The 24817-nt window shown below is 65.5% G+C and carries 20 protein-coding genes; 9 read left to right on the top strand and 11 right to left on the bottom strand.

Annotated elements, in window-relative coordinates; genetic code table 11:
* Positions 1-12: 12 nt before the first annotated feature.
* Complete coding sequence (locus BMY53_RS08795) at positions 13-2283, bottom strand: DUF3141 domain-containing protein (protein WP_092945956.1); 2271 nt, start codon at positions 2281-2283, stop codon at positions 13-15.
* Positions 2284-2427: 144 nt separating this feature from the next.
* Here BMY53_RS08795 and BMY53_RS08790 point away from each other — a divergent pair, with 144 nt between their 5' ends.
* Positions 2428-3369 (top strand): phosphate acetyltransferase, encoded by a 942-nt coding sequence (locus BMY53_RS08790; protein ID WP_218151207.1) that lies wholly within the window; start codon positions 2428-2430, stop codon positions 3367-3369.
* An 86-nt stretch (positions 3370-3455) separates the two neighbouring features.
* Here the strand turns inward: BMY53_RS08790 and BMY53_RS08785 are convergent, their stop codons facing one another.
* The 3 genes from BMY53_RS08785 to BMY53_RS08775 form a co-directional block, all read right to left on the bottom strand.
* A complete protein-coding gene (locus BMY53_RS08785) occupies positions 3456-3977 on the bottom strand; it encodes a Dps family protein (RefSeq protein ID WP_092945628.1) in 522 nt (173 codons plus the stop codon).
* A gap of 261 nt (positions 3978-4238) precedes the next feature.
* Positions 4239-5723, bottom strand: a complete 1485-nt coding sequence (locus BMY53_RS08780) for a catalase (RefSeq protein WP_177200795.1) — start codon at positions 5721-5723, stop codon at positions 4239-4241.
* A 359-nt stretch (positions 5724-6082) separates the two neighbouring features.
* Positions 6083-7003, bottom strand: a complete 921-nt coding sequence (locus BMY53_RS08775; RefSeq protein WP_092945626.1) for a hydrogen peroxide-inducible genes activator — start codon at positions 7001-7003, stop codon at positions 6083-6085.
* A gap of 85 nt (positions 7004-7088) precedes the next feature.
* Here BMY53_RS08775 and panB point away from each other — a divergent pair, with 85 nt between their 5' ends.
* Both panB and panC read left to right on the top strand, forming a co-directional pair.
* Complete coding sequence (gene panB, locus BMY53_RS08770; RefSeq protein ID WP_255370096.1) at positions 7089-7895, top strand: 3-methyl-2-oxobutanoate hydroxymethyltransferase; 807 nt, start codon at positions 7089-7091, stop codon at positions 7893-7895.
* A gap of 66 nt (positions 7896-7961) precedes the next feature.
* Positions 7962-8795 carry a pantoate--beta-alanine ligase gene (gene panC, locus BMY53_RS08765; protein WP_092945624.1) on the top strand — a complete coding sequence of 278 codons (834 nt, stop codon included), beginning with the start codon at positions 7962-7964 and terminating at the stop codon, positions 8793-8795.
* A gap of 48 nt (positions 8796-8843) precedes the next feature.
* On the opposite strand, the gene recG is transcribed toward panC, so the two are convergent.
* A complete protein-coding gene (gene recG, locus BMY53_RS08760; protein ID WP_092945623.1) occupies positions 8844-10997 on the bottom strand; it encodes an ATP-dependent DNA helicase RecG in 2154 nt (717 codons plus the stop codon).
* A gap of 124 nt (positions 10998-11121) precedes the next feature.
* On the opposite strand from recG, the gene queA reads away from it, so the two are divergent.
* The 3 genes from queA to BMY53_RS08745 all read left to right on the top strand — a co-directional run bounded on the left by queA (position 11122) and on the right by BMY53_RS08745 (position 14172).
* Positions 11122-12162 (top strand): tRNA preQ1(34) S-adenosylmethionine ribosyltransferase-isomerase QueA, encoded by a 1041-nt coding sequence (gene queA, locus BMY53_RS08755; RefSeq protein ID WP_092945622.1) that lies wholly within the window; start codon positions 11122-11124, stop codon positions 12160-12162.
* Between the two features lie 217 nt (positions 12163-12379).
* Positions 12380-13339, top strand: a complete 960-nt coding sequence (gene sigJ / locus BMY53_RS08750; RefSeq protein WP_092945621.1) for an RNA polymerase sigma factor SigJ — start codon at positions 12380-12382, stop codon at positions 13337-13339.
* A 143-nt stretch (positions 13340-13482) separates the two neighbouring features.
* Positions 13483-14172 (top strand): PEP-CTERM sorting domain-containing protein, encoded by a 690-nt coding sequence (locus BMY53_RS08745; RefSeq protein WP_092945620.1) that lies wholly within the window; start codon positions 13483-13485, stop codon positions 14170-14172.
* Positions 14173-14559: 387 nt separating this feature from the next.
* Here the strand turns inward: BMY53_RS08745 and argG are convergent, their stop codons facing one another.
* Together argG and BMY53_RS08735 are read right to left on the bottom strand one after the other, a co-directional pair.
* On the bottom strand, positions 14560-15900 hold the full coding sequence (gene argG, locus BMY53_RS08740) for an argininosuccinate synthase (RefSeq protein ID WP_092945619.1): 1341 nt from the start codon (positions 15898-15900) through the stop codon (positions 14560-14562).
* 108 nt (positions 15901-16008) lie between these two features.
* Positions 16009-16626 carry an IMPACT family protein gene (locus tag BMY53_RS08735; RefSeq protein ID WP_092945618.1) on the bottom strand — a complete coding sequence of 206 codons (618 nt, stop codon included), beginning with the start codon at positions 16624-16626 and terminating at the stop codon, positions 16009-16011.
* Positions 16627-16666: 40 nt separating this feature from the next.
* Here BMY53_RS08735 and tgt point away from each other — a divergent pair, with 40 nt between their 5' ends.
* On the top strand, positions 16667-17794 hold the full coding sequence (tgt, locus tag BMY53_RS08730; protein ID WP_092945617.1) for a tRNA guanosine(34) transglycosylase Tgt: 1128 nt from the start codon (positions 16667-16669) through the stop codon (positions 17792-17794).
* Between the two features lie 158 nt (positions 17795-17952).
* On the opposite strand, the gene BMY53_RS08725 is transcribed toward tgt, so the two are convergent.
* Together BMY53_RS08725 and BMY53_RS08720 are read right to left on the bottom strand one after the other, a co-directional pair.
* Positions 17953-18945, bottom strand: coding sequence for an alpha/beta fold hydrolase (locus BMY53_RS08725; RefSeq protein ID WP_092945616.1), 993 nt, complete (start codon positions 18943-18945; stop codon positions 17953-17955).
* Between the two features lie 183 nt (positions 18946-19128).
* Entirely contained in the window at positions 19129-19626 is a 498-nt protein-coding gene (locus BMY53_RS08720) for a MarR family winged helix-turn-helix transcriptional regulator (protein ID WP_092945615.1), read from the bottom strand.
* Positions 19627-19771: 145 nt separating this feature from the next.
* Here BMY53_RS08720 and BMY53_RS08715 point away from each other — a divergent pair, with 145 nt between their 5' ends.
* Positions 19772-20278: a hypothetical protein gene (locus BMY53_RS08715; RefSeq protein ID WP_255370094.1), complete on the top strand. Its 507-nt coding sequence runs from the start codon at positions 19772-19774 to the stop codon at positions 20276-20278.
* A gap of 194 nt (positions 20279-20472) precedes the next feature.
* Here the strand turns inward: BMY53_RS08715 and BMY53_RS08710 are convergent, their stop codons facing one another.
* Positions 20473-22422, bottom strand: coding sequence for an MFS transporter (locus tag BMY53_RS08710; RefSeq protein ID WP_092945614.1), 1950 nt, complete (start codon positions 22420-22422; stop codon positions 20473-20475).
* Between the two features lie 115 nt (positions 22423-22537).
* Positions 22538-23926 carry an amidohydrolase family protein gene (locus tag BMY53_RS08705; protein ID WP_092945613.1) on the bottom strand — a complete coding sequence of 463 codons (1389 nt, stop codon included), beginning with the start codon at positions 23924-23926 and terminating at the stop codon, positions 22538-22540.
* A gap of 117 nt (positions 23927-24043) precedes the next feature.
* On the opposite strand from BMY53_RS08705, the gene BMY53_RS08700 reads away from it, so the two are divergent.
* Positions 24044-24808 carry a helix-turn-helix domain-containing protein gene (locus BMY53_RS08700; protein WP_092945952.1) on the top strand — a complete coding sequence of 255 codons (765 nt, stop codon included), beginning with the start codon at positions 24044-24046 and terminating at the stop codon, positions 24806-24808.
* The last annotated feature ends 9 nt before the right edge of the window (positions 24809-24817 follow it).

Here is a 24817-nt window from a genome sequence, read left to right as displayed (position 1 = left end):
CGAATGGTCAGGTCAGGATGGCAGGGTCGTCGCCTTGGCTGCGCGCGAAGGCTTGCCCGGTGGCGGCACGGAAACCGTGGCCACCGGTGAGGCATGCAGTGTCCTGGCCAGTGCCACCACCCGGGCAGTCGCCACGCCCAGCGTTTGCTGCAGATAAAGCGCGGCGGGGGAATCGGGGCTGGCGATGTCGGATTCGGCCATGAGCACGGCGGTGGCCAGGGCAAGCGCCTGCTCACGCTCCTGCACCGATGGCAGCAGTTGACGCAGCGCGGCAATGGCCTCCTGCGGGGCGAAGGCCATGACCAGCGCCTGCTGATGCAGCAGCGAGGCCCAGTCTTCCGGTGACGCGCCGTTCTGCGGGGCGGTGGAGCGGGACTCCCCGGGCGATGTCTGGCAGGGCGGCAACTGGCGCTGGGAGGCCGCCAGCTGCTGGCCGAGGATCAGGCCTCGGCGCTGAATCACACCCAGATGGGACATCCCCGCCAGCAGGATGCGGCAGACCGCTTCGGGGAATCCGCCTTCTTCGACCTGCGCCAGCGCCACCCGCCGGCCTTCGGCTTCGTCCTGGGCGGCACGGGCCTCTCCCGCCGCAAGATCGGAGGCGCGTGGCGGCAGCAGGGCACCCAACCCATGCGGGCCATAAACCGCCTCCACCCACCGGACCACCGCCTGGTCACGTTGCTGGCCGATGTGGTCGAGGGTGTCACTGATCCAGCGCGATCCGGTCTGCTCCAGCGCCAGCCACGGGTTGTCGCTCTGCACCGGTGCACGTTTTTCGCGCGCACTGGCGGCGGCGGCTGCGACCCAGGTCGACGCCGGGTTCAGGTTGGAGAACGCCAGGCGTTGCCGACGCAGCGGGTGCATCCAGCGCAGCCATTCCCCCAGTTCCCGGCTGCCGACGGCCCGGACCATCGGCTGGACCCAGCGCCTGTAGGCCTGCATGTTGAATTCCGAGCACTGGGCGATGGTGCTGAACACCGCTTCATCGCGGCGCCCATCGGGGTTCAATGCGCGCAGGTCGTCCACGGTGCGCAGCTCGAAGCTCACGCTGTAGTCGCCAGATTCCAGCTCTGCCAGCGGGGCTTCGGGATCGCGGGTGCTGATCTTCATCTCATAGAGCCCGGGCGGCAGCACCGTGATCTGCTCCAGGGTGTCCACGATCTGCTCGTGCTCCCGGCGCGCCACCGCCGCTCCCACGAAGATGCCCAGATGGCCGATCTTGGGATGCAACGTGTAGACGATGGTGCGGCCGGCTTTGATCAGGGCCTTTTCGCTGCCCCAGACATCGATGATCCAGTCCAGCGCCTGTTGGGGTGGGGTGATGTTGTCGCCCCAGGAAGCGAAGATCACCATGGGGGCCTGGATATTACGCAGATCCAGCCGGTAGCCCTCCAGCGTCACCTCGCCGCGCGCCAGCCGGTTGCCGATGAAGAGGTTCTCGACGATGGATTCGATTTCCTCGCCGGTCATGCGGAAGTAGCCCCCCCACCAGCGTTCGAAGTCGAGGAAACGGTCGCGCTCGGTGTCGACATTGGCATAGAGGTGGTAGTACTTGTCCCACCAGGTGTTGGCCAGGTTGAGGTTCTCGAAGTTGGAGACCAGCCAGGCCCCGTCGAACCGGTCACCGCTGAGGTCGGAGGTCAGGGCGGACAGCCAGGCGCCGCCCAGTACACCACCGGAATAACGCATCGGGTTCTGCTGCGGGCTGCCCGCCCAGTAGGACAGTGGCGCGCCGTTGAGCACGATGGGGCCCAGCAGGTCACTGCGCACGGCCGCCAGCGCGGCCACAGCCCAGCCAGCCTGGCAGTTGCCAATCACGGCCGGGCGGCCAGGCGCGTCCGGATGGCGGGCCACCACGGCTTCGATGAAGGTGGCCTCGGCGCGCGCCACGTCCAGCAGGGTCTGGCCCTCGACCGGTTCTGGCGCGAAGGTGATGAAGTACACCGGATGCCCCGCCCGCTGGGCCACACCGATCTCGGAGTCGGGCTTGAAACCGCCAATGCCGGGGCCGTGACCGGCCCGCGGATCGATGACGATGATGGGCCGGCTGGCGGGGCGTTCGGGCCACTCGGGCGGCGGCACGATGTGCAGCAACGAGTAGTTGCACGGCTGCGGCAGGTCGCGCCCGTCCATCAGCAACTCATGCTGGAACTTGAGCAGCGCCGGTTTGCCAGCTTCGAGGTGATCCAGGAAGATCTGGCCGCGCGCATGCAGCGCATCCAGGGTGAGCAGCCAGCGTTGCCAGGCGTCCCCGACATAGTTGTGCCAGTCATCTGCAATCACGTGCACCCCCTTGGCGGCTTGATTTGTTGCGATGCAGCATGCATGATTTATCGCGATTCGCGTACATCTCCGACCAACGTGCAGGGATAAGCGACGAGTCGTCACGATCGCATCATGCGTTCAATCAAATCAGGGAGTTTCTTCATGTCGTCAGCGCACCCCCATTACGACCGCCTGATTGAAGCCGTGCGGCATTTGCCGCCGCTGCGTGTCGCCATCGTCCACCCGTGCAGTGACGTCTCTATCCATGCGGCGGTGGAGGCGGCATCGCTGGGGTTGATCCAGCCGGTGCTGGTCGGGCCGGCAGGCAAGGTGTCCGAGGCTGCGGCCCTGGCGGGGGTGGACGCGTCCGCCTTTGAACTGCATGACGTGCCCCACAGCCATGCTGCCGCCGAGACGGCGGTGAAGCTCGCGCTCAGCGGCCAGGTGGACGCCCTGATGAAGGGCAGCCTGCATACCGATGAACTGATGGGGGCGGTGGTGCGGCGCGAGGGGGGCCTGCGCACCTCACGGCGCATCAGCCACTGCTTCGTGATGGACGTGCCGGGTCATCCCCAACCGCTCATCATTTCGGACGCCGCCATCAACATCGTGCCGACGCTGGAAGAGAAGGTCGACATCGTCCAGAACGCCATCGACCTGGCGCATGCCGTGCGGCTGCCAGAGGTGCGTGTGGCGCTGCTCTCGGCCATGGAGACGGTCAACCCCAAGGTGCCCTCCACGCTGGAGGCCGCCGCGCTGTGCAAGATGGCGGACCGGGGTCAGATCACCGGCGCGGTGCTGGATGGCCCTTTGGCCATGGACAACGCCATCGACCTGGAGGCGGCCCGTATCAAGGGCATCGTCTCGCCGGTGGCCGGGCGTGCCAATGTGTTGATCGTGCCGGACCTGGACGCCGGCAACATGCTGGCCAAGAGCCTGAGCTTCCTGGCACAGGCGTATGCGGCTGGGGTGGTGCTGGGCGCCAAGGTGCCCATCATCCTCACCAGCCGGGCCGACTCGCGGGCCGCTCGGCTGGCGTCTTGTGCGCTGGCATCCATGTTGGCGGATGCCCGCCGCTCCGGACGCATCAAGGCCGTGGGTTAGGCGCCAACGGCCACGTCAATGGCCACGTCAGCGGCCATTCCAGCGTGCTTCCCGCGTGTTCCGGGTGCGCTCCAGGGGGCGGCGGCTTAGCGGTCTTCCAGCAGGCTGCGCAGCATCCACGCGGCCTGTTCATGCACGGTCAGGCGCTGAGTCAGCAGGTCGGCGCTGGGCTCGTCACTGGCTTTTTCCACCAGGGGGAACAGCGAACGGGCCGTGCGTGCCACGCCTTCATGGCCCTCCACCAGCACGCGCACCATGTCCAGCGCCTTGGGCGGGGTGGTCGGTGCGTCCTTGAGCGAACTCAGCGCAGCGAACTGGGCGTAGGAGCCTGGTGCGGCGTGGCCCAGCGAGCGGATGCGCTCGGCAATCGGGTCCACCGCGTTCCACAGCTCGGTGTACTGGGTCATGAACATCGCATGCAGCGAGTTGAACATCGGCCCGGTGACGTTCCAGTGGAAGTTGTGGGTGGTCAGGTACAGCGTGTAGGTGTCAGCCAGCAACTTGGACAGGCCCTGCGCGATCGCAGCGCGGTCCTTGTCGCTGATGCCGATGTTGATGGGGGCCTGGCCCTTGGAATTGACGGGCGCGGCGGGAGACTTCTTGGCCATCTACGGACTCCTGTGGTCGTTGGGGGCGACCGGTGTCGCCCAATTCTGTTGCGGGTGAAGCCTAACTGATCCCGGTGACTTTGGCATGCGCCATGCCTGGGGTCAGGTGGTGCCGTGCCGCATCCAATCCACCAGTGTCTGGGCGTTGAGGGCGGCTCCCGCAGCGGTGAGGACCAGTCCCAGCAGTCGTTGTCCGGATCTGATGTTCATGATCAAGGCTCCTTGTTTTGACCGGGGGCCGTGCTGCCCCCGGAATCACGCTCAGACGGTGAACTCGATGTCCAGCTCGCGCAGCGCGGTGCGCACGGCGCGGCCGTAGTCGGGGTCGGCCTTGTCGAAGTGGCCCAGCTGGCGGTCGATGATGAAAGCCGGCACGCCCTTCATGGACGCGGCGATGTTGCGGCCCAGGCGCTGTTGCTGCTCGGCCCCCAGGATGCGGAACAGGGCGCCCGGCTGGCTGTAGTCGTCGTTCCCGTCACGGTGGTTGTAGCGGTCCGCATCACCTTGCAGACGCAGCGGCGGCTCCGCCACCGACGGGTCCTGCGTGGCGCCACCGAAGCTGTTGGGTTCGTAGTAGGCGTCGGCATTGCCGGTCGGCGTGCGGAAGAACTTCATCGAGCCGTCCTTGTGATAGTGGTGCACCGGGCACTTGGGCGCATTCACCGGCAACGCCTCGTAGTGCGTGCCCAGCCGATAGCGGTGCGCATCGGCGTAGCTGAAGATGCGGGCCTGCAACACGCGGTCCGGGCTGAAGCCGATGCCGGGCACGATGTTGCTGGGCGAGAAGGCGGCCTGCTCGATCTCTTCGAAATAGTTGTCCGCGTTGCGGTTGAGCTCCAGCACGCCCACTTCAATCAGCGGGTACTCCTGGTGCGGCCACACCTTGGTGAGGTCGAAGGGGTTGTAGGTGGTCTTGTCGGCGTCCAGCTCGGGCATGACCTGCACGAACATCGTCCAGCGCGGATAGTCCCCTTGATCGATGGAGCCGAACAGGTCTTCCTGGTAGCTCTCACGGGTCTCGCCGATCACCTTGGCGGCGTCGGCATTGCTCATGGTGCGATGGCCCTGGCGGGTCTTGAAGTGGAACTTCACCCAGAAACGCTCGCCGTTGTTGTTCCAGAAGCTGTAGGTGTGCGAGCCGTAGCCGTTCATGAAACGCGGGCTGACCGGGATGCCGCGGTCGCTCATCAGGATGGTGACCTGGTGCAGGCTTTCCGGGGAAAGGCTCCAGAAGTCCCAGGCGGCGGTGGCCGAGCGCAGGTGGCTCACCGGATGGCGCTTCTGGGTACGGATGAAGTCGGGGAACTTCAGCGGGTCGCGGATGAAAAAGACCGGGGTGTTGTTGCCCACCAGGTCCCAGTTGCCTTCTTCGGTATAGAACTTCAGCGCAAAGCCGCGCACATCGCGTTCGGCATCGGCGGCGCCCAGCTCACCGGCCACCGTGGAGAAACGGGCCAGCATCGGGGTGCTCTTGCCCACCTCGCCGAACAGCTTGGCGCGGGTGAAGCGGCTGATGTCGTGGGTGACGGTCAGGGTACCGAAGGCGCCCCAGCCCTTGGCGTGCACAACACGTTCAGGAATGCGTTCCCGGTTCTGGTGGGCCAGCTTTTCCATCAGCTGGTAGTCCTGCATCAGGACGGGGCCGCGTGGGCCGGCGGTCAGCGAGTTCTGGTTGTCGGCAATAGGGGCGCCGGCGGTGGTCGTCATGACCGGGCACTGGGCGGGATGGGAAGGCTTCACACTCATGGGTAACAACTCCTCGAAGGTCTGGAGGCCCGGACCGGACCCCTTTAGTGGGGCTGGCGAACCTCTTGGTCTTTGTCGCGGCACGACATGAGGACGAATGTAAAAACCGCCAGCTAATAGATCAACGCAAATAGCTTAAAAGGCGCGATAGTAAAAAACTACCTCCCAAAGGGCGTAGCGGCCCCAGCCCAGAAGGAGGCCGGCTGGAGAGACGTTTGGGGGAGGCGCAGCAGGGCCGCCGGCGCGGTGGTCGGCTGGTCGTCAGCTGGTCGTTGGCGCGGGGTCTCAGGCTGCGGGATCGCGGCGCCCGCAGGCGCATGGCCGGTGGCTGCGCTCCTGGCCCAAGGGGCGCCACCCCGTCAGGAGAGGAGGGTGACGCTGTCGAGCTTGCAGGCGTAGACGGCGTTGCGCAGCGCGGCGACGGCTTCGTAGCGGGTGAAGGTGCGTCGCCAGACGAGTACGACGCGGCGGGTCGGCGCGGGCGCTTCGAAGGGCACGTAGCGCAGGTGGTCCGGGACCTGGGCCGGCACACTCAGGGATGGCACCACCGTGACACCCATGCCGGAGGCCACCATGTGCTTGATGGTCTCCAGAGAACTGCCCTCGAAACTCTTGCGGATGCCTTCCGCGTCCGTGGAGAAACGGGCGAATTCGGGACAGACCTCCAACACATGGTCCCGGAAGCAGTGGCCGTTGCCCAGCAGCAGCATGGTTTCCGCCTTGAGCTCCTCGGCCGTGATGCTGGTGCGCTTGGCCAACGCATGCGTGGCCGGCACCGCCACGACAAAAGGTTCGTCGTAGAGCGGCGCCACCGCCAGGCCAGCGTCCGGGAAGGGCTCGGCCATGATGGCGCAGTCCAGCTCGCCCGTGCGCAGCATGTCCAGCAACTTGGTGGTGAAGTTCTCCTGCAGCATCAGCGGCATGCGCGGATAGTGCTCGATGCAGTGCTTCACCAGCTCCGGCAACAGGTAAGGACCAATCGTGTAGATGATGCCCAGACGCAGCGCGCCGTCCAGCGGGTCCTTGCCGCGTTTGGCAATGTCCTTGATGGCGCTGGCCTGTTCGATCACCGATTGCGCCTGGCGCACGATGTCTTCACCCAGGGGGGTCATGGTGACTTCATTGGCGCCGCGCTCGAAGATCTTGACGTCCAGTTCCTCTTCCAGCTTCTTGATGGCCACGGAAAGGGTGGGCTGGGAGACAAAGCAGGCCTCGGCGGCACGGCCGAAATGGCGTTCGCGGGCCACGGCGACGATGTAGCGAAGTTCGGTCAGGGTCATGGGCGCATTGTCCTCAGAAACGGCCTTCCCGGTTGGGGCCCGGTACACTGCCGGCCCACCCATGGGACAAGACCAGGGGAGACGCATGACCACTGACAAAAAACCCATGACCCTTCAGCGGCTGCTGGATATGCATGCCGCCGGCGACAAGATCGCCATGCTCACCTGCTACGACGCCGCGTTTGCCCACCTGCTGGATACCGCCGGCGTGGACGCGCTGCTCATCGGCGATTCGCTGGGCAACGTGCTGCAGGGCCAGGACACCACCGTGCCGGTGCGCCTGGAGGAAATGGTCTATCACACACGCTGCGTGGCGCGGGCCCGCCGTCAGGCGTGGATCGTGGCGGACCTGCCCTTCGGCACCTATCACACCTCGCCCCAGGACGCCTGGCTCAACGCCATGCAGCTGGCGCAGGCGGGCGCCCACATGGTGAAGCTGGAAGGCGGCGGCTGGACCACCGACACGGTGCGTTTCTTGACTGAACGCGGCATTCCGGTATGCGCCCACCTGGGCCTGACGCCCCAAACCGTGACCGCCCTGAGCGGCTTCAAGGTGCAGGGACGTGACGAACAGAGTGCCGCCCAGCTCAAGGCGCATGCGCGTGAACTGGTGGCGGCCGGTGCCCAGATGCTGGTGCTGGAAATGGTGCCGGCGGCGTTGGCGGGTGAGCTCACCCGCAGCCTGGGCATTCCGGTGATCGGCATCGGTGCGGGTGCAGAATGTTCCGGCCAGGTGCTGGTGCTGCACGACATGCTGGATGTGACGCCGGGGCGCCGCCCGCGCTTTGTGCGCAACTTCATGCAAGGCGCCACCTCTATCCAGGACGCGGTGCAGCGCTATGTGGCGGATGTGAAATCCGGTGCGTTCCCCGCAGCGGAACACACATACTGAACCCCTCTCGCTCTTTGTCTTGCTTCCTGCCGAGCTTCAGGCACAGCGCACGCCATCATCCCCGCCATGCAGATCCATCACGACATCCCCGGCCTGCGCGCCGCACTCCAGGGCGACGCCCCCGTGGCCTTTGTGCCCACCATGGGCAACCTGCATGACGGCCACCTGGCGCTGGTGACGCAGGCGCGGCAAGCGGTGGGGCCGCAGGGCCGGATCGTGGCGTCCATCTTTGTTAACCGGCTGCAGTTTGCGCCGCACGAGGACTTCGACCGCTACCCGAGAACGCTGCAGCGGGATTCGGAACTGCTGGCCAGCGTGGGCTGCGATGTCATCTTCGCGCCGGACGAGGCCACCATGTACCCCGAGCCCCAGGGCTACAAGGTGCATCCGCCGGCCGAGCTGGCAGACATCCTGGAAGGGCATTTCCGCCCAGGCTTCTTCATCGGTGTGAGCACCGTGGTCACCAAGCTGTTCAACATCGTGCAGCCGGATGTGGCGGTGTTTGGCAAGAAGGACTACCAGCAGCTGATGGTCCTGCGCCGCCTGGTGGACCAGATGGCCCTGCCCATTCGCATCCTCGCGGGCGAGACCCGCCGCAGTGACACCGGGCTGGCCCTGTCGTCGCGCAACGGCTACCTGAGCGACGATGAGAAGCAGCGTGCCTTGCTGTTGTCGCAGTCGCTGCGCGGGCAGCTCGCCCGGTGGCAGGGCGGGGAGCGGGACATCGACCGGATCGAGCGCGATGCCATGCAGACCCTGCGTGACGCCGGCTGGCAGCCGGACTACATGACCCTGCGCCGCCAGCACGACCTGGGCGCGCCGCGTGAGGGTGAGCCGCTGGTGGCGCTGGGCGCGGCCAAGCTGGGCCAGACGCGCCTGATCGACAACATCGAAGGCTGACCTCGGGGGGCAGCAGCCTGGTGCCCAGGCATTCAGGCTTTCAGACCGTCAGGCCTTCAGGTATTCGGTCTTGTGGCCCAGCCAGCGTTCCACCTGCCGCTCGGCGGCTTGCGGGTACTGATCCAGCAGGCGCGGGGCCAGTGCGCGGGCTGCGCTGAGCAGCGGGGCGTCTTCCTCCAGATCTGCAAAGCGCAGCAACTGTGCGCCGCTCTGGCGGGCCCCCATGAATTCTCCCGGGCCGCGAATGTCCAGGTCGCGCCGGGCGATCTCGAAGCCGTCGGTGGTTTCCGCCATCGCGCGCAGGCGCGACTTGCCGGTGTCGGACAGCGGCCCGGTGTAGAGCAGCACACACACGCTGGCCACTGAGCCGCGTCCCACCCGGCCACGCAACTGGTGCAGCTGCGACAGCCCAAACCGTTCAGCGTGTTCGATCACCATCAGGCTGGCGTTGGGCACGTCCACGCCCACTTCAATCACGGTGGTGGCCACCAGCACGCTCACGTGGCCGCTGCTGAACAGTGACATCACGGCGGCCTTCTCGGCGGGTGGCATGCGTCCGTGCAGCAAGCCGACCAGGCAGCCGGGCAGGGCGGCACTGAGTTCCTCGTGGGTCTCGGTGGCGTTCTTCAGGTCCAGTGCCTCGGACTCCTCGATCAGCGGGCACACCCAGTAGGCCTGGCGGCCGTCTTGCACGGCGCTGGCGATCTTTTCGATCACGTCGTCCCGCCGTCCGTCCGCGAAGACGCGGGTGACGATGGGGCTGCGGCCGGGGGGCAGTTCGTCGATGGTCGACACGGCCAGGTCCGCGAAGTAGGTCATGGCCAGCGTACGGGGGATGGGCGTGGCGCTCATCATCAGCAGGTGCGGTTCCATGGGGACGGCACCGGGGAACTCGTCGGCCAGGCTGTCGGCCAGCTTCTTGCGCAGGGCCAGGCGCTGGGCCACCCCGAAGCGGTGCTGTTCGTCGATGATGGCCAGGCCCAGGCGGGAGAACTTCACCTTGTCTTCGATGACGGCGTGGGTGCCCACCACGAGCTTCGCTTCGCCCGAGGCGGCGGCGTCCAGCATCTTCTGGCGGGCCTTGCCCTTGACGCTGCCGGTGATCCAGGCCACCTGGATGCCCAGCGGTTCCAGCCAGCTGATCAGCTTGCGGAAGTGCTGCTCCGCCAGGATCTCGGTGGGCGCCATCAGTGCGCACTGCCAGCCGGCGTCCATGGCCACGGAAGCGGCAATGGCGGCCACGACGGTCTTGCCCGAGCCCACATCGCCCTGCAGCAGGCGGTGCATGGGTTGGGGCAGGGCCAGGTCGGCCGCGATCTCTTCTGTCACGCGCTGCTGCGCGCCGGTGAGCGCAAAGGGCAGGGCGCCCAGCAGCTGTTCATGCAGGCCGCCCTTGGTGCCGCGCAGAACCGGGGCGCGCAGGTGAGCCCGTTCCCGCTGGGCGCGTTGCTGGCTGAGCTGCTGGGCGAGCAGTTCCTCGAACTTCAGGCGTTGCCAGGCCGGATGCGTGTGGTCCTCCAAGGTGGAGAGCCCAGCCGAGGGGGGCGGATGGTGCAGGAACTGCAGGGTCTCGCGCAGGCTGGGCAGGCCTTTCGGGACCAGCGCGGGCGGCAGCACTTCGTCCAGTGGCGCGCGCTTGAGCGCTGAAGCGACCGCCTTGCGCAGGTAGACCTGCGGCAGTTGCGCACTGGTGGGGTAGACGGGGGTCAAGGAGGTGGCGAGCGGTGTTTCGCCGTCTACCTTGCGGAACGTGGGGTGCATCATTTCCCGGCCGAAGAAGCCCACGCGCAGGGCGCCGCGCACGCGCACCCGGGCGCCCACGGCCAGGGTCTTCTGATGGGCGGGGAAGAAATGCAGGAAGCGCAGTTGCAGCAGGGCGCCGTGGTCGTCGCGCAGCCTGACCAGCAATTGGCGGCGGCCGCGGATCTCGATGCGGCTCTCCACCACTTCGCCTTCGCACTGGATCGTGTCGCCGTCGTGGGCGGCGTCCAGCGGTGTCAGGCGGGTCTCGTCCTCGTAACGCAGGGGCAGGTGCAGGGCGAGGTCGATGTCCCGGGTCAGGCCCATGCGCTCCATCGCCTTCTGCGGCGCGGACTTGGCGGGAGCGGCAGGCGTCGCCCCCTCCGGGGCGCCGGCCTTGGCTGGGGCCTTGGGGGAGCGCTTGGACTTGGATTTGGCGGAGTCGGGAGAGGCCTCGGACATGGGGCGGAATTTTGCCTGGGATCGGGAGCAGTCCGAAGCGTGCGAGGGACGTGGCGCGCGGAATGGGAGAATCGGGCCATTCCTCATTCCTGACCGGCAAGGGTCTGTCCGGCCCTGGTTCTCCATGTCCCGTCTCTTCTCCGTGAGCGACTTCGATTTCGCTCTGCCCGACGACCTCATTGCCCAGCATCCCGCTGCCGAACGCAGCGCCTCCCGCCTGCTGGACGGGCGCGGTGACGCGCCGGTGGACCGTGTGTTCCGCGAACTGCCGGATCTGCTGGACCCCAAGGACCTCCTGGTCTTCAACAACACCCGGGTGATCAAGGCTCGCCTGTATGGTGCCAAGTCCAGCGGTGGGGCGGTGGAGGCGCTGGTTGAGCGGGTGCTGCCCGGCACGCGGGAGGTCTGGGCGCACATGCGGGCCAGCAAGAGTCCCAAGCCGGGGGCGGTGGTGCGGTTTGCTGACGCTTTCGACGCCGAGGTGCTGGGCCGCTGCGGTCCGGACAACGGGCTCTTCCACCTGCGTCTGTCGGGTGAGCCCTTTGAGCTGCTGGAGCGTCACGGCCACGTGCCGTTGCCCCCGTACATCGCCCATGACGATTCGGCGGATGACGTGCGCCGTTACCAGACCGTCTTTGCCCGTGAGCCGGGTGCGGTGGCGGCGCCCACGGCGGCGCTGCACTTTGACGAGGCCTTGCTGGAGCGCCTGGCAGCACGGGGGGTGCAGACGGCTCATGTGACGCTGCATGTGGGGGCCGGCACCTTCCAGCCTGTGCGGGTGGACACGCTGGCCGAGCACAAGATGCACAGCGAATGGTTCCAGGTGCCGCAGGAGACGGTGGATGCCATTGCGCGTTGCCGTGCGGCGGGGGGGCGGGTCACGGCCGTGGGCACCACCACGCTGCGGGCGTTGGAATCGGCCGCGCGCGGGGGCAGCCTGCAGGCGGGCGCCCGTGAGACGGACATCTTCATCACACCAGGCTTCGAGTTCCAGGTCGTGGACCGGTTGGTCACCAACTTCCACCTGCCCAAGAGCACCTTGATGATGCTGGTTTCCGCGCTGGCGGGGTATGAGCGCATCATGGTGCTCTACCAGCACGCCATCGAACAGCGCTACCGCTTCTTCAGTTATGGGGACGCGATGTTGCTGGACCGGCGGGGGTAGGGCGTCACAAACTGCGGGCCTGTCCCGTCTTGGAGGCATGAGCACGATGCAGCCCCTGGACCCCTCCTCGTCCCCGTTACCCCCGTCAAGCCCGTCAAGCCCGGTGTCTTCCTTTTCCCCGGTGCCGACCAGCGCGGAGCTGACCGGCCCTGGGTTGCCTGCTCGGGCGGACGCCTCTGGCGCTGCCGTGCCGGGTGATGTGCCGGTGTCTGCTTCGATGGGGTTTTCCGCTGCGGAGCGTGCCGTGCGCTTCGACCGCGAACACGCGCGGTCTCTGCGTGCGCTGGCCTACCGCATGTTGGGCGCGCGGGCGGAGGCGGAGGACATCGTGCAGGAGGCCTGGCTGCGCTGGGCCGATGTGGATGAACGCACGGTGCAGCATGCGGGCGCCTTTCTTTCCCGCACGGTGACCAACCTGTGCCTGGACCGTCTCCAGTCTGCGGCCGCCAGGCGGGAGCAATACGTCGGTGTCTGGTTGCCGGAGCCCTTGGTGGACGAGGCGAGCGAGTGGTCGCCCAGCCCGGAGGCGCAGACCGAATTTGCCCAGGATGTTTCCGTGGCGTTCATGTTGACGCTGGAGCGTCTTACGCCGTTGGAGCGGGCGGCGTTCCTGCTGCGTGAGGTCTTTGAGCTCGAGTTCGACGACATCGCCACCCGGCTGGGTCGCAGCGCCGCGGCCTGCCGCCAGTTGGCCAGCCGTGCGCGTCAGCATGTGAAGGCGGATTACGCCAGGCATGAGGTGGAGGAAGAGGAGCGTCAACGGCTCTTTGGTGCCTTTGTGACGGCCTTGCAAGACTTCGATGTGGATGCCTTGGCACGGGTGCTCACCGAGGATGCGGTGCTGCTTGCCGACGGGGGTGGCAAGGTCTCTGCGGTGCCGCGTGTGCTGGAGGGGGGGGCGCTGGTGGCGAAGGTCTTTGTCGGCTTTGCCCGGATGCCGACCAGCCACCACTGGCGGCTGCGGTCTGCGCGCATCAATGGCTGGCCGGGCTACATCGTTTATGAGCCCTCGGGCCAGCCCATCCAGACGGTGGCGTTGCGCCCGGCGCCGGGCCACCGCATCAGCGCCATCTACGTGCAGCGCAACCCCGACAAGCTGCTGCACTTGCCGCCTTTGCCGGCTCTCGAAGGGGGCGGCAACAGCCGTTACCCCATCGTTACCAATCAACAGACCTGACCCCCACAGCTACGGGGATCAATAAGTCACGTTTTTTGGAACAATCAACTCACAAAACGACGGGCCTGGCGTGCTTGAAGCCGGGGCAGAGGGAACGGGTGTGAACCTGTGTCGACCACTATTTCAAGTCATTCGGGAATTTCATGAAACTGCTTGCACTCACCCCTTTCGCGGTAGCCGCGACCCTGGTTGGCGGCGTGGCGATGGCTGACACCATTGGTGGCTTGGTCAACACGGGCAGCGGACTGAGCTCCGGTGACACGGACAAGTACTACACCTACACCGTTTCTGGTGGCGACTATGCGGGCCAGGCCGGCTATGGCGTGGTGAGCACGGGGTCGGACGATCCGTTCCCGCACTGGATTGCCAACACGGATTCGTCTTCCTGGCTGATTCTGAGCGGTGATCAGCAGACCAACTACAGTGCGGGCGCGGACAGTGTCGTGACGTGGTCGCTGTCGTTCGACATGACGGGTTACGAGCTTTCCAGCGCGTCCATCACGGGCCGTTGGGCGTCGGACAACAGTGGTGTGCTGCTGCTCAATGGCCAGGCCATTTCCACTATTGAGGGCAATGGCTATACCGGCTGGACCAATTTCAGCAGCATTGCCAGCTACTTCGTTTCTGGCACCAACACTTTGAGTTTTGTCGTCACTGACGACGCCAGCGCGGTCTACAACTACACCGGTGTGCGTGTTGAGTTTGCCAGTGCCACGGCCAATGCCTTGCCCAGTACCACGCCGCTGGCGAGCCCGGTGCCGGAACCCGAGTCTTACGCCATGATGATTGCGGGCTTGGCGGCCCTGGGTTTCCTGGCGCGCCGCCGCCGCTGAATTCCTCGGTCCCGATTAGGACCGAGGAACTGACGGACCGACGAACTGACGGGCTGACCTAGTCCTCGGTTCGGAAAGTGCCAATTCGGTGCCCTTTTCCGTAAGTATTAGGAGGAGCCCCGGAGGGGCGGGGGAGCGACCTCGGACATAAACAGTCCAGTGGACTGTTTATGCCTAGGGAGCGCCAGGGCCACTGGCCCTGGCATGGAGGAAAAGGGTGCCGAATCGGCACTTTCTGGCGGCGTCCTCTATATCCGACTCCCAAAAAAGCCGTATCGCCAAACACAAAAAAAGCCGTTGGACATCACGCCCAGCGGCTTTTTGCTTTTCATCTTCTGAGACCGCCACCTCCAACAGCCCAGCAGCCCAGCAGAAGACAACCGGCGCTTATTCCTTCGGTGGTGTCAGCAACCCGATGCTGCCTTCGCTCTGCCCACCCAGCAGCCCCGTATTGCTATAGACCTGCAGCTTCTCCCGCGTATCCGCGATGTCCAGGTTACGCATCGTCAGCTGGCCGATCCGGTCTGCCGGGGAGAACGGAGCGTCTTCCACCTTCTCCATCGACAGCCGCTCCGGCGCATACGTCAGGTTCGGGCTGACCGTATCCAGCAGCGTGTAGTCGTTGCCGCGGCGCAGTTCCACCGTCACCTCGCCGGTGATCGGGCGGGCCACCCAGCGCTGGGCGGTCTCACGCAGCATCAGGCACTGCGGGTCGAACCAGCGGCCTTGATACAGCAACCGACCCAGCTTCATCCCGTTCATCCGGTACTGCTCGATGGTGTCCTCGTTGTGGATGCCGGTCACCAGGCGCTCATACACGATGTGCAGCAGCGCCATCCCTGGCGCTTCGTAGATGCCGCGGCTCTTCGCCTCGATGATCCGATTTTCGATCTGGTCACACATCCCCAGACCGTGACGGCCACCAATCGCGTTGGCCTCCATGAACAGATCCACCTGGCTGGCGAACGTCTTGCCGTTGATGGCCACCGGAACGCCCTCTTCGAAGCGTACCGACACCGTTTCCGGCTTGATCACGACGTCTTCCTTCCAGAAGGCCACGCCCATGATCGGGTTCACGATGCTCATGCCCTTGCTCAGGAACTCCAGGTCCTTGGCTTCGTGCGTGGCACCCAGCATGTTGGAGTCGGTCGAATACGCCTTCTCCACGCTCATTTTGTAGTCGAAGCCATGGGCGATGAGATATTCGCTCATCTCCTTGCGGCCACCCAGCTCGTCGATGAAGGTCTGGTCCAGCCAGGGCTTGTAGATTTTCAGCGACGGGTTGGCCAGCAGGCCGTAGCGGTAGAAGCGCTCGATGTCGTTGCCCTTGAAGGTCGACCCGTCGCCCCAGATGTTCACGCCATCGTCGCGCATGGCCACCACCAGCGCCGTGCCGGTGACGGCGCGGCCCAGCGGTGTGGTGTTGAAGTAGGTGGCGCCGCCGCTCTTGATGTGGAAGGCACCACACTGAATGGCGGCAATGCCTTCCGCCACCAGTTGCGCGCGGCAATCCACCAGGCGGGCGATCTCCGCACCGTAGGCCTTGGCCTTGCGGGGGATGTCGTCGTAATCGCTTTCGTCCGGCTGGCCCAGATTGGCCGTGTAGGCGCAGGGGATGGCGCCCTTGCCGCGCATCCAGTGGACCGCGGCGCTGGTGTCCAGGCCGCCGGAGAAGGCGATGCCGACGCGCTCGCCAGCAGGAATCTTTTGGAGGATGGTTGCGGCCACGGGACGTCTCGCGCAGTTGAGAGGGGAAGGAGAGCAGAAAAAGTTCGCCGAAAACCCAGGAGCAGGGAACCGGCGCAACTAGCAATTCTAGGCCGCCCGGCCGCCGGTTCACTTGCCGAGTTCGCCGGGGCTGCCTTCGTCGGGCGTCAACCACCCGATCCGGCCCTGGCCGGCGTCATTCAGCCGGGTGATGAAATCGGCGGCGTGGGCCTCCGGCAACTGCAGCGTGGCATCCACCAGCGCGCCGTGCACCACTGTGCCGAGCACCGCGCCATGACGCTCCGCCTCCCGGCGCAGCAGGCCTTCATGGGCATAGGGCAGGGTGCAGCGCAGGGTACGCAAGCGGATCATGGGCACCTTCTCGGCGCCCAGCAGTGCCTGCGCCACGGCGTCGGTATAGGCCCGCACCAGGCCACCGGCGCCGAGTTTCACACCCCCGAAATAGCGCACCACCGTGGCCAGCACCCCTTCCAGGTCCTGATGGCGCAGCACTTCCAGCATCGGGCGGCCCGCGGTGCCGCCGGGTTCCCCGTCGTCATTGGCGGCGGACTGGCCGCCGGCCATCAACGCCCAGCAGACATGCGCGGCGCCGGGATGCTCGGCCCGAAGCTGTTCCACCCGGGCCAGGGCGGCGGGGCGGCTGGCCACGGATTCCACGCAGGCGATGAAGCGGCTCTTCTTGATGATCAGTTCGGCGTGGGCAGGGGCAGCAAGACTCGAGGGCATGGCCGGGATTATTGCCCCCGGCCCTGCGACAATCCGGGCCATGTTGAAGTTCGAATTGCTCAAGACCGAAGGCCGTGCCCGTCGCGGCCGGATGACGCTCAACCACGGTGTCGTGCAGACGCCCATCTTCATGCCGGTGGGCACCTATGGCACGGTGAAGGGGGTGATGCCGCGTTCGCTCGAGGAGATGGGCGCGCAGATCATCCTGGGCAACACCTTCCACCTGTGGATGCGTCCGGGCCTGGACATCATGAAGCAGTTCGGCGGCCTGCACCGGTTCGAGAGCTGGGACAAGCCGATCCTGACGGACAGCGGCGGCTTCCAGGTGTGGTCGCTGGGGGAGATGCGCAAGATCAGCGAGGAGGGCGTGAAGTTCGCCTCGCCGGTCAACGGGGACAAGCTGTTCCTGACACCGGAGATCTCCATGCAGATCCAGACGGTGTTGAACAGCGACATCGTGATGCAATTCGATGAGTGCACCCCCTACGAGACCAAAGGCCACATCACGACGGAGAAGGAAGCCCGTCTGTCGATGGAGATGAGCCTGCGCTGGGCCAAGCGCTGCCAGGACGAGTTCGCACGGCTGGAAAATCCCAATGCGCTGTTCGGCATCGTGCAGGGCGGGATGTTCGAGAACCTGCGGGACGAATCGCTGGCCGGGTTGAAGGCGCTGGACCTGCCGGGTTACGCCATTGGTGGCCTGTCGGTGGGCGAGCCGAAGGCGGACATGCTGCGGGTGCTGGACCATCTGGCGCATCAGCTGCCGGACCAGAAACCTCGTTACCTGATGGGCGTGGGGACGCCGGAAGACCTGGTCGAAGGTGTGCGCCAAGGGGTGGACATGTTCGACTGCGTGATGCCGACCCGCAATGCACGCAATGGCCACCTGTTCACACGCTTTGGCGACCTGCGCCTGCGCAATGCGCGCTACAAGGCGGACGAGCGGCCGGTGGACGAGACCTGCAGCTGCTATTGCTGCCAGAACTTCAGCCGGGCTTATCTGCATCACCTGGATCGCTGCGGAGAAATGCTGGGGCCGATGCTGACCAGCGTGCACAACCTGCACTACTACCTCAATCTGATGAAGGAAGTCCGCGAAGCGCTGGACGGCGGGGACTTTGCTGGCTTCCAGGTGAGGTTCAAGGCGGATCGGGCCAGAGGGATCTGAAGGGGATCCGAGGGGGATCTGCGATTCCTCTTGTATCGCTGGAAAGCGCCGGTCCGGGGGGTATTTGCCCCCCGGACCGCCACTTTCCCGGACCGAGGTGGTCGTGAGGTGCAGGGGAAAAAAAGGGAGCGCCGTGGCGCTCCCTTTGTTTTTTGGGCTTACTTTTGTTGGATGAAGGTCAGCAGGTCCGCGTTGAGACGGTCCTTGTGCGTGTCGGTCAGACCGTGCGGCGCACCCTCGTAAACCTTCAGCTGAGCACCCTTGATCAAGCGGGCAGAGGCACGGCCGGAAATGTCGATCGGAACAATCTGGTCGTCGTCACCGTGGATGACCAAGGTGGGCTTGTCAAACTTCTTCAGGTCGTCGGTGAAGTCGGTTTCAGAGAACGCCTTGATGGAGTCATAGGTGTTCTTGTGACCACCCAACATGCCCTGCATCCACCAGCTGTCGATCAGACCCTGCGACACCTTGGCGCCCGGACGGTTGAAACCGTAGAAGGGGCCGGAGGCAATGTCCCGATAAAGCTGCGAACGGTTGGCCAACTGGCCCGCACGGATGCCGTCAAAGACTTCCATCGGAACGCCGTTGGGGTTCTTGTCCGACTTCAGCATGATGGGCGGGACAGCCGACACCAGCACCGCCTTGGCAACACGCGAGGTGCCATGACGGCCGATATAGCGTGCCACCTCACCGCCACCGGTGGAGAAGCCGACAAGCACCGCGTTCTTGAGGTTCAGCGTCTCGATGACAGTGGCCAGGTCGTCCGCGTAGTGGTCCATGTCATTGCCTTCCCAAGGCTGGCTGGAACGGCCATGGCCCCGACGGTCATGGGCAATGACGCGATAACCATGGTCCGCCAGGAAGATCATCTGCGACTCCCAGCTGTCCGAATCCAGCGGCCAACCGTGGCTGAAGACAATGGGCTGGCCGTTGCGAGGACCCCAGTCCTTGTAATAGAGCTGCACACCATCCTTGGTGGTGATGTAGCTGCCCGCCGGCTGGGCGGTTGCGGCCACTCGCGCTGCGGCCGGCTTGCTGGCCTCGGCGGCAAACGCAGGCGTGGCGACGGCGCTCGCCATGGCCATAGCCAAGGTGGAAATCGCCAGCAGTTGGCGGCGTGACGAGCGGGCAAAGGCGGAGAGATGGGTCATGGTGGGCTCCTTGGTGGTGAGTAATGGGTTGGTGAGGGGGCAGTGAGAGACGTGAGAACAGCGAAAAATCTTGTTTGCTTGCTTCCTAATACTTCGCATGCGAAGTATTTGATGTGACGAAGACGGAATGAATGAATATCTGAACGTTGATGGGTGGGTGTGATCGACGTTGACGGCGCGCCGTCAGCCGGCTTTGTGTGCCATGCGGGATCGCAGGGCCAGGAGGCGGTCCCGCAGTTCGATGATCTCCGCCACGTCGGTGTCTGCTGCTTCAGCCACGCATTCCGGCAGATGCGAGGCCCGCCGTTGCATCGTGCGGCCCTCCTCCGTGAGGGTGATCAAGACCTGGCGTTCATCCTGTGCCGAGCGGGTGCGGGTCAGCAGCCCGGCGGCTTCCAGGCGCTTGAGCAACGGGGTGATGGTGGGCGAATCCAGGAACACGCGTTCACTGATTTCGCCGACGGTCAGTCCATCCCGTTGCCACAACACCAGCAGCACGAGGTACTGCGGGTAGGTGATGCCCAGTTCCTTGAGCAGGTCCCGGTAAATCTTGTTCAAGCCCAGCATCGTCGAATAGACGGCGAAACAGAGCTGCTGATCAATATCCAACGGCACACAGGCCGCCGGCGTCGCGGTGCCGGGGGCAGCCGCTGCGGTGGTGGAGGTGTTGTCGTGTGCCATGGACGAGAATTTAAATCGCACGCAAACTAATTGCAAGCGAAATTACCGTCGAGATCGTCAAAACGACGCTGCATTCGAAAAAACCGATTCCAACGAGATGTAGCATCAGTTTGCGCTAGTGGTGTCGGGGGTAGATGATCGCGGCATGCTCAAGATGATGTTGGCGCCGTTGAAGTGGGCGGTCCGGTTCGTCCTTGCCCTGGTGATCCTGTTTGAGGAATGGGGCTGGGATCCGTTGCAGCGGGCGATGGCCCGGATTGGCCAGTTGCCGGTCTTCCGTCACCTGGAGGCGGCGGTGCGGCGCCTGTCGCCTTATCTGGCGCTGGCGGTGCTGCTGGTGCCGAGCCTGTTCCTGGTGCCCGTGAAGTTGCTGGCGCTGTGGCTGATCAGCCTGGGCCACACGGGGGTGGGCCTGAGCGTGATCGTGCTGGCCAAGGTGGTGGGCACGGCGGTGGTGGCCCGCCTCTTTGCCTTGACCCAGCCGGCGCTGATGCGCCTGGCCTGGTTCCGCCGCGTCTACGCGCGCTGGACCGAATGGAAGGCGGGGCTGCTCGCTTGGGTGCGCGCCAGCGCGGTCTGGCGCACCGCGCGGGCGTTGAAGTTGCGCCTGCGCCGGTTGTTGCGCCGTTCAGAGGCGCGCCGTGCGCAGTAGTCCTTAACCACGCACCTTGTCCAAACCAACTGTATGAGGGCCCTCGGACCTACTCGCCCAGGACAGCGGGGGGAGCGGGCTTTGGGCGGCTTGCTAAAGCCAGTGAGGCAGACCTTGATGAGGTCGGTGAAGCGGGCGGCGTTGACTGTTTAGGATGGCCGTCTGCGACCCATGCAAACCTCTCGCTGTGACCGCTAACCGCGGGCCTGAGACGGATGCACGGAACCTCCCGCCGGAGCCGCTTCCATCAGCCCCTGAACCTTCAACCGAAGCGCCTCGACGCTCACGTCAGGAGGCAGCGGCGCCCCCACATGGACGTCAAGCCTCCGACCTGGCCGCAAGCTGGCCAGCCGGGCGGCCGTGGACTTGCCATTTCGAGCAAACGCGGTCTCCCACAAACCAGCCAGGCCCACCGGGATGACCGGCACCGGGCAAGCATCCAGGATCCGGCGCACGCCCGGCTTGAATTCGGCCAACTGACCATCACGCGTGAGCGCGCCCTCGGGGAAGACGCACACCAGCTCACCATTGCGCAGCGCAGCGTCCACCGCCGCCATGGCCCTCTCCAATGTCTCGGGCTCCTTCTTCGCCGAAGCGATGGGAATCGCATTGACCTGCCGGAACAACCACGACAGCACCGGCACGCGGAAGATGCTGGCGTCCATCACGAAGCGGATCGGCCGCGGGCTCAGGGCGCTCAGGACCAGCGCATCGACATAGGAGACGTGGTTGGGCGCCAGCAGCGCGGGACCTTCCTCCGGAATATGCGCCGTCCCTTGAGCGCGCAGCCGATAGATGGCGTGCACCACGAACCAGCTGACGAAGCGCCACAGGAACTCAGGAACAGTCTTGTAGATGTAGATCGCCACCAGCGCATTCAGTCCGGCGCAGACCAGGATGAGCCCGGTGACCGACATCCCCGCGCCAAGCAAGCCCGCCGACATACCGGCCGCGACCACCATGAACAGCGCGTTGAGGATGTTGTTGGCGCTGATGATCCGCGACTGACGCTGAGGCGCCGTGCGCAACTGAACAAACGCATACAGCGGGACGATGAACAGGCCACCGAACAGCCCGACAAGCGAGATGTCGCTCAGCACCCGGATGCTGCCACTCATGCCCAGAAAATGCGCCCAATCCAGTGGTGAAGCGAGGGCCGAGGCCCCCGCCATCGCGGCAAAACGATCCGCCGACCAAGCAAGATCCGCCGTGAACAGCGAAAGGCCGATGGAGCCGATCGGCACCAGGCCGATCTCGACCTTGTGGCCGGACAGACGCTCGCAAAGCAAGGAGCCAACGGCAATCCCCACCGAGAAGGTCGCCAGCAGCAGCGTCACCACCGTGGTGTCACCGTGCAGCAGGTCCTTCCCCAAGGCCGGAATCTGAGACAGCACCACCGCACCAATGAACCAGAACCACGACACGGCCAGCAGACTGTTCCAGACACCTTCACCTTCGCGCTTGCCCATCTTGACGGTGGCCACCGTCTCGCTGACGACACTGAAGCGCAGCTGCAAGTCGGGCGCCGCCTCACCCGTGGCGGGAATGAACAGGCTGGAAGCCAGGCCCACCAAGGCAAAGCCAAGAAGAGCAAGCGACAACCAACGCGGATCGGTCGTGACCGCCGCCAGCACCCCGGCCACCAGGGTGCCCAGCAAGATGCTGAGGAAGGTGCCCATCTCCAGCAGGCCATTGCCGCCCGTCAGTTCCTCTTTGGCCAGCACACGGGGCAGCAGCGAGTATTTGACGGGACCGAAGAACGCCGAGTGGCACCCCATCGCGAAGATGGCGCTCAGCAGCACCGGCAGGTTCTTCATGTAGAACCCGGCACTGGCGATCAACATGATGACCACCTCGACCGCCTTCACCGCCCGGATCACGCGGGCCTTGTCAAACCGGTCGGCGAGCTGGCCCGCATAGGCGGAGAACAGCACAAAGGGCAGGATGAACAAGCCGGCGGCCAGGTTGGCCACCAGGCCGGGCGACAGCGACGTGTACTCCGCGGCATGGAAGGTGACCAGCAAGATCGTCAGCTGCTTCAGGAAGGAGTCGTTGAACGCTCCGGCCAGTTGCGTGGCGAAGAAGGGGCCAAATCGGCGCTGGCCCAGCAGGGCGAACTGACTGGTGTGTTGGGGCTCGCTCATGACGGCTGTTCGTGGTGGTGAGGGCTTAAACGGAACTGCAAGAACGGGGCTGCCAACCACTGGGCTGCACACACTGGGATGCAAACGCAGGGCAGACAAGGTCTGGGCGTGAGTGTCAGCGCGCCAAGCCGGTGGTTCCGGTCTGGGCGCCGACGGCGGATCCTACCGAAGACGGGAGGATCGGATCCGTGCTTTGGTCACTCACTCCCCGATCAGGCGCCACCGTCGGCGCCGCCCGGGCATGCCCAGCCGCCCAGTGCCCAGCCGTGGCGAACACGGAGGCGGGCAGCCGGTGGCCAGCGGAATTCGCTCGGCGCTTGAGCGCCAGATCGAACAGCAATGGGTGCTGGCGGCGCAGGGCGTCCAAGGGCGCCACGTCAGCCTCATCCAGGACCCCGGCCCGCACCAGGCCGGGCAACCGCACCAGTGGCATCACGCCCGGCAGCGGGTAGTCGGAGCCGTGCAGCAGGCGTGCGTGCCAATTTTCTCGGCGCAGCACGGTGTGCCAGACCTCGGGGCTGCGGTTGAACTGGAAGAGGGCGGAGACATCGCCCAGCAGCAGCTGCGACCAGGCGGGTTCGTCCATGAGCCGGGCGAACAGGTCAAAGGCCGGGACCTTGCGCGGGCGTGGCAGGTCCAGATCCATGGCGGTGCCCAAGGATGCGCAGTGCGCGGCGATCACCCGCACGCCCTGGCTGAGCGGTGCGCGCAGATGCAAGGGGTTGCCCAGGGCCTGACGGCCGGCGCCCGGCACGGCGTGCTCTTCACCAACATGGACGATCAGCGGTATCCGGGCGGCCGCCAGGCGCTGGTAGAAGGGCAGCAGTCGAGGGTGACGGAGATCGATGTTCATGCTGCTGGGCAGCCACTTGATGGCCAGCGCGCCGCCGCTCAGCGCGTGTTCCAGCCGCTCCAGCGCGTCTTCCCGATAGGGGTGGATGGAGGCGACCCAGCCGAAGCGGTCCGGACGCTGGGTGGCGATCTCGCGGGCGTAGCGGTCCGGGACATGAAAGGTGGTCCAGTCCCGCCGCTGCGTGCCTGCGTCGTCGAGTGCTTCGTCGAAGGCAAACAGCAGCCATCGCGCGCCGGCCGGAAATGCGTCGGCCAGTTGCGTCAGTCGGTTCACGTAGGCCCGGTCGACCGCCCGGCTGTCCATGGGCACACACGCACCGTTGAGGATCATGCGCTTGCGCAGGTGTTCAACCGGGTGCCACCACTGGGACAGCCGCGGGTCCACCCAGCAGCCCGAGCCGCTGTCGCCCGTGCCCAGCAGGTGGGCGTGCACGTCCCAAAGCTGGCTCGGGTCCAGGCCGTCCCAGACGGCGGCGAGCCAGTCCGGCGGAACGCCTTCAAAGGCCGTGGGTGTTGCCGACTTGCACGGGTTCAGCACAGGGCCGCCCTCATACGCCTGAAGCGCCTGAAGCGTCTCTGGGGCCGCCAGGGCGCTGAACAAGCCCACGCCGGCCAGTCCACCGCAGCACAGCAGATGACGTCGTTTCAACATGATCCTTTCCGGTGAAAACGACGCGATGTTGTGGCCCGGAGGACGAGGGTTCGCCAGATGCCTGTGGCGGTGGCGCAGGCTGACCTGGACGGGTGCAATCTGCGCTACCGTTCTGGCATGGCCAGCACCCAGACCCTCATCGATCTCATCAAGGTGGAGCTCAAGTCCGCCGGCATCAGCTATGCCCAGCTGGCTCGTGAGCTGGACCTGTCCGAATCCAGCGTGAAGCGCATGTTTGCGGCCGGCGGGGAGATGCCGCTGTCACGCATCGATGAACTGTGCCGGGTGCTGAAGACGGACTTTGCGGAGCTCTCGCACCGGCTCGCGCAGCCCACCTCCCTGCGCCTGGAACTGACCCTGCAGCAGGAGCGCGAGGTGGTGGCCGACGAGAAGCTGCTGCTGATGGCCATCTGCTGCCTGAGCCAATGGCGTTATGAGCAGGTGGTGGCCACCTATCGGCTCTCCGAGGCCGAGGCCACGCACGCGCTGGCCCAGCTGGACCGGCTGGGCATCATCGAGTTGCGCCCGTTGAACCGTTACCGCCTGCAGGTGGCCAAGACCTTCCGCTGGCGGCCCCACGGGCCGGTGATGCAGTTCTTCCGCGAGAACGTCATGCAGGATTTCTTCAATGGCGGCTTTGATGGCGACGCGGAACTGCTGATGCTGGTCCACGGCCAACTCAGCCCGGGCATGGCCCGCGAGCTGCGGGACCGCTTGCAGCGGGTGGCCGAGGATTTCGCCCGCCAGCACCAGCTGGACCAGAAACTCCCCGAGCAGGAAAAGCGCCAGTTCACCTTGATGATGGGCATGCGTTGCTGGCTCTTCGAGCGTTTTGCGCATCTGCAACGCCCATCCGCGGTAACGCGGGCGTTGAAGGGGTGAGTGGCGGGC

The organism is Roseateles sp. YR242 (genome assembly GCF_900109745.1).
Classification (GTDB): Bacteria; Pseudomonadota; Gammaproteobacteria; order Burkholderiales; family Burkholderiaceae_C; genus Roseateles.
Note: the sequence above shows the minus strand (reverse complement) of the source record. Positions and strands in the feature narration are given on the sequence as shown.

What these genes read in the sequence shown, in the direction of transcription:
- BMY53_RS08790 (WP_218151207.1), top strand. Translation starts at nt 2,428, where the DNA reads ATGTCGTCAGCGCACCCCCATTACGACCGCCTGATTGAAGCCGTGCGG.
- BMY53_RS08785 (WP_092945628.1), bottom strand. Translation starts at nt 3,977, where the DNA reads ATGGCCAAGAAGTCTCCCGCCGCGCCCGTCAATTCCAAGGGCCAGGCC.
- BMY53_RS08780 (WP_177200795.1), bottom strand. Translation starts at nt 5,723, where the DNA reads ATGAGTGTGAAGCCTTCCCATCCCGCCCAGTGCCCGGTCATGACGACC.
- BMY53_RS08775 (WP_092945626.1), bottom strand. Translation starts at nt 7,003, where the DNA reads ATGACCCTGACCGAACTTCGCTACATCGTCGCCGTGGCCCGCGAACGC.
- panB (WP_255370096.1), top strand. Translation starts at nt 7,089, where the DNA reads ATGACCACTGACAAAAAACCCATGACCCTTCAGCGGCTGCTGGATATG.
- panC (WP_092945624.1), top strand. Translation starts at nt 7,962, where the DNA reads ATGCAGATCCATCACGACATCCCCGGCCTGCGCGCCGCACTCCAGGGC.
- recG (WP_092945623.1), bottom strand. Translation starts at nt 10,997, where the DNA reads ATGTCCGAGGCCTCTCCCGACTCCGCCAAATCCAAGTCCAAGCGCTCC.
- queA (WP_092945622.1), top strand. Translation starts at nt 11,122, where the DNA reads ATGTCCCGTCTCTTCTCCGTGAGCGACTTCGATTTCGCTCTGCCCGAC.
- sigJ (WP_092945621.1), top strand. Translation starts at nt 12,380, where the DNA reads ATGGGGTTTTCCGCTGCGGAGCGTGCCGTGCGCTTCGACCGCGAACAC.
- BMY53_RS08745 (WP_092945620.1), top strand. Translation starts at nt 13,483, where the DNA reads ATGAAACTGCTTGCACTCACCCCTTTCGCGGTAGCCGCGACCCTGGTT.
- BMY53_RS08735 (WP_092945618.1), bottom strand. Translation starts at nt 16,626, where the DNA reads ATGCCCTCGAGTCTTGCTGCCCCTGCCCACGCCGAACTGATCATCAAG.
- tgt (WP_092945617.1), top strand. Translation starts at nt 16,667, where the DNA reads ATGTTGAAGTTCGAATTGCTCAAGACCGAAGGCCGTGCCCGTCGCGGC.
- BMY53_RS08725 (WP_092945616.1), bottom strand. Translation starts at nt 18,945, where the DNA reads ATGACCCATCTCTCCGCCTTTGCCCGCTCGTCACGCCGCCAACTGCTG.
- BMY53_RS08720 (WP_092945615.1), bottom strand. Translation starts at nt 19,626, where the DNA reads ATGGCACACGACAACACCTCCACCACCGCAGCGGCTGCCCCCGGCACC.
- BMY53_RS08715 (WP_255370094.1), top strand. Translation starts at nt 19,772, where the DNA reads ATGCTCAAGATGATGTTGGCGCCGTTGAAGTGGGCGGTCCGGTTCGTC.
- BMY53_RS08710 (WP_092945614.1), bottom strand. Translation starts at nt 22,422, where the DNA reads ATGAGCGAGCCCCAACACACCAGTCAGTTCGCCCTGCTGGGCCAGCGC.
- BMY53_RS08705 (WP_092945613.1), bottom strand. Translation starts at nt 23,926, where the DNA reads ATGTTGAAACGACGTCATCTGCTGTGCTGCGGTGGACTGGCCGGCGTG.
- BMY53_RS08700 (WP_092945952.1), top strand. Translation starts at nt 24,044, where the DNA reads ATGGCCAGCACCCAGACCCTCATCGATCTCATCAAGGTGGAGCTCAAG.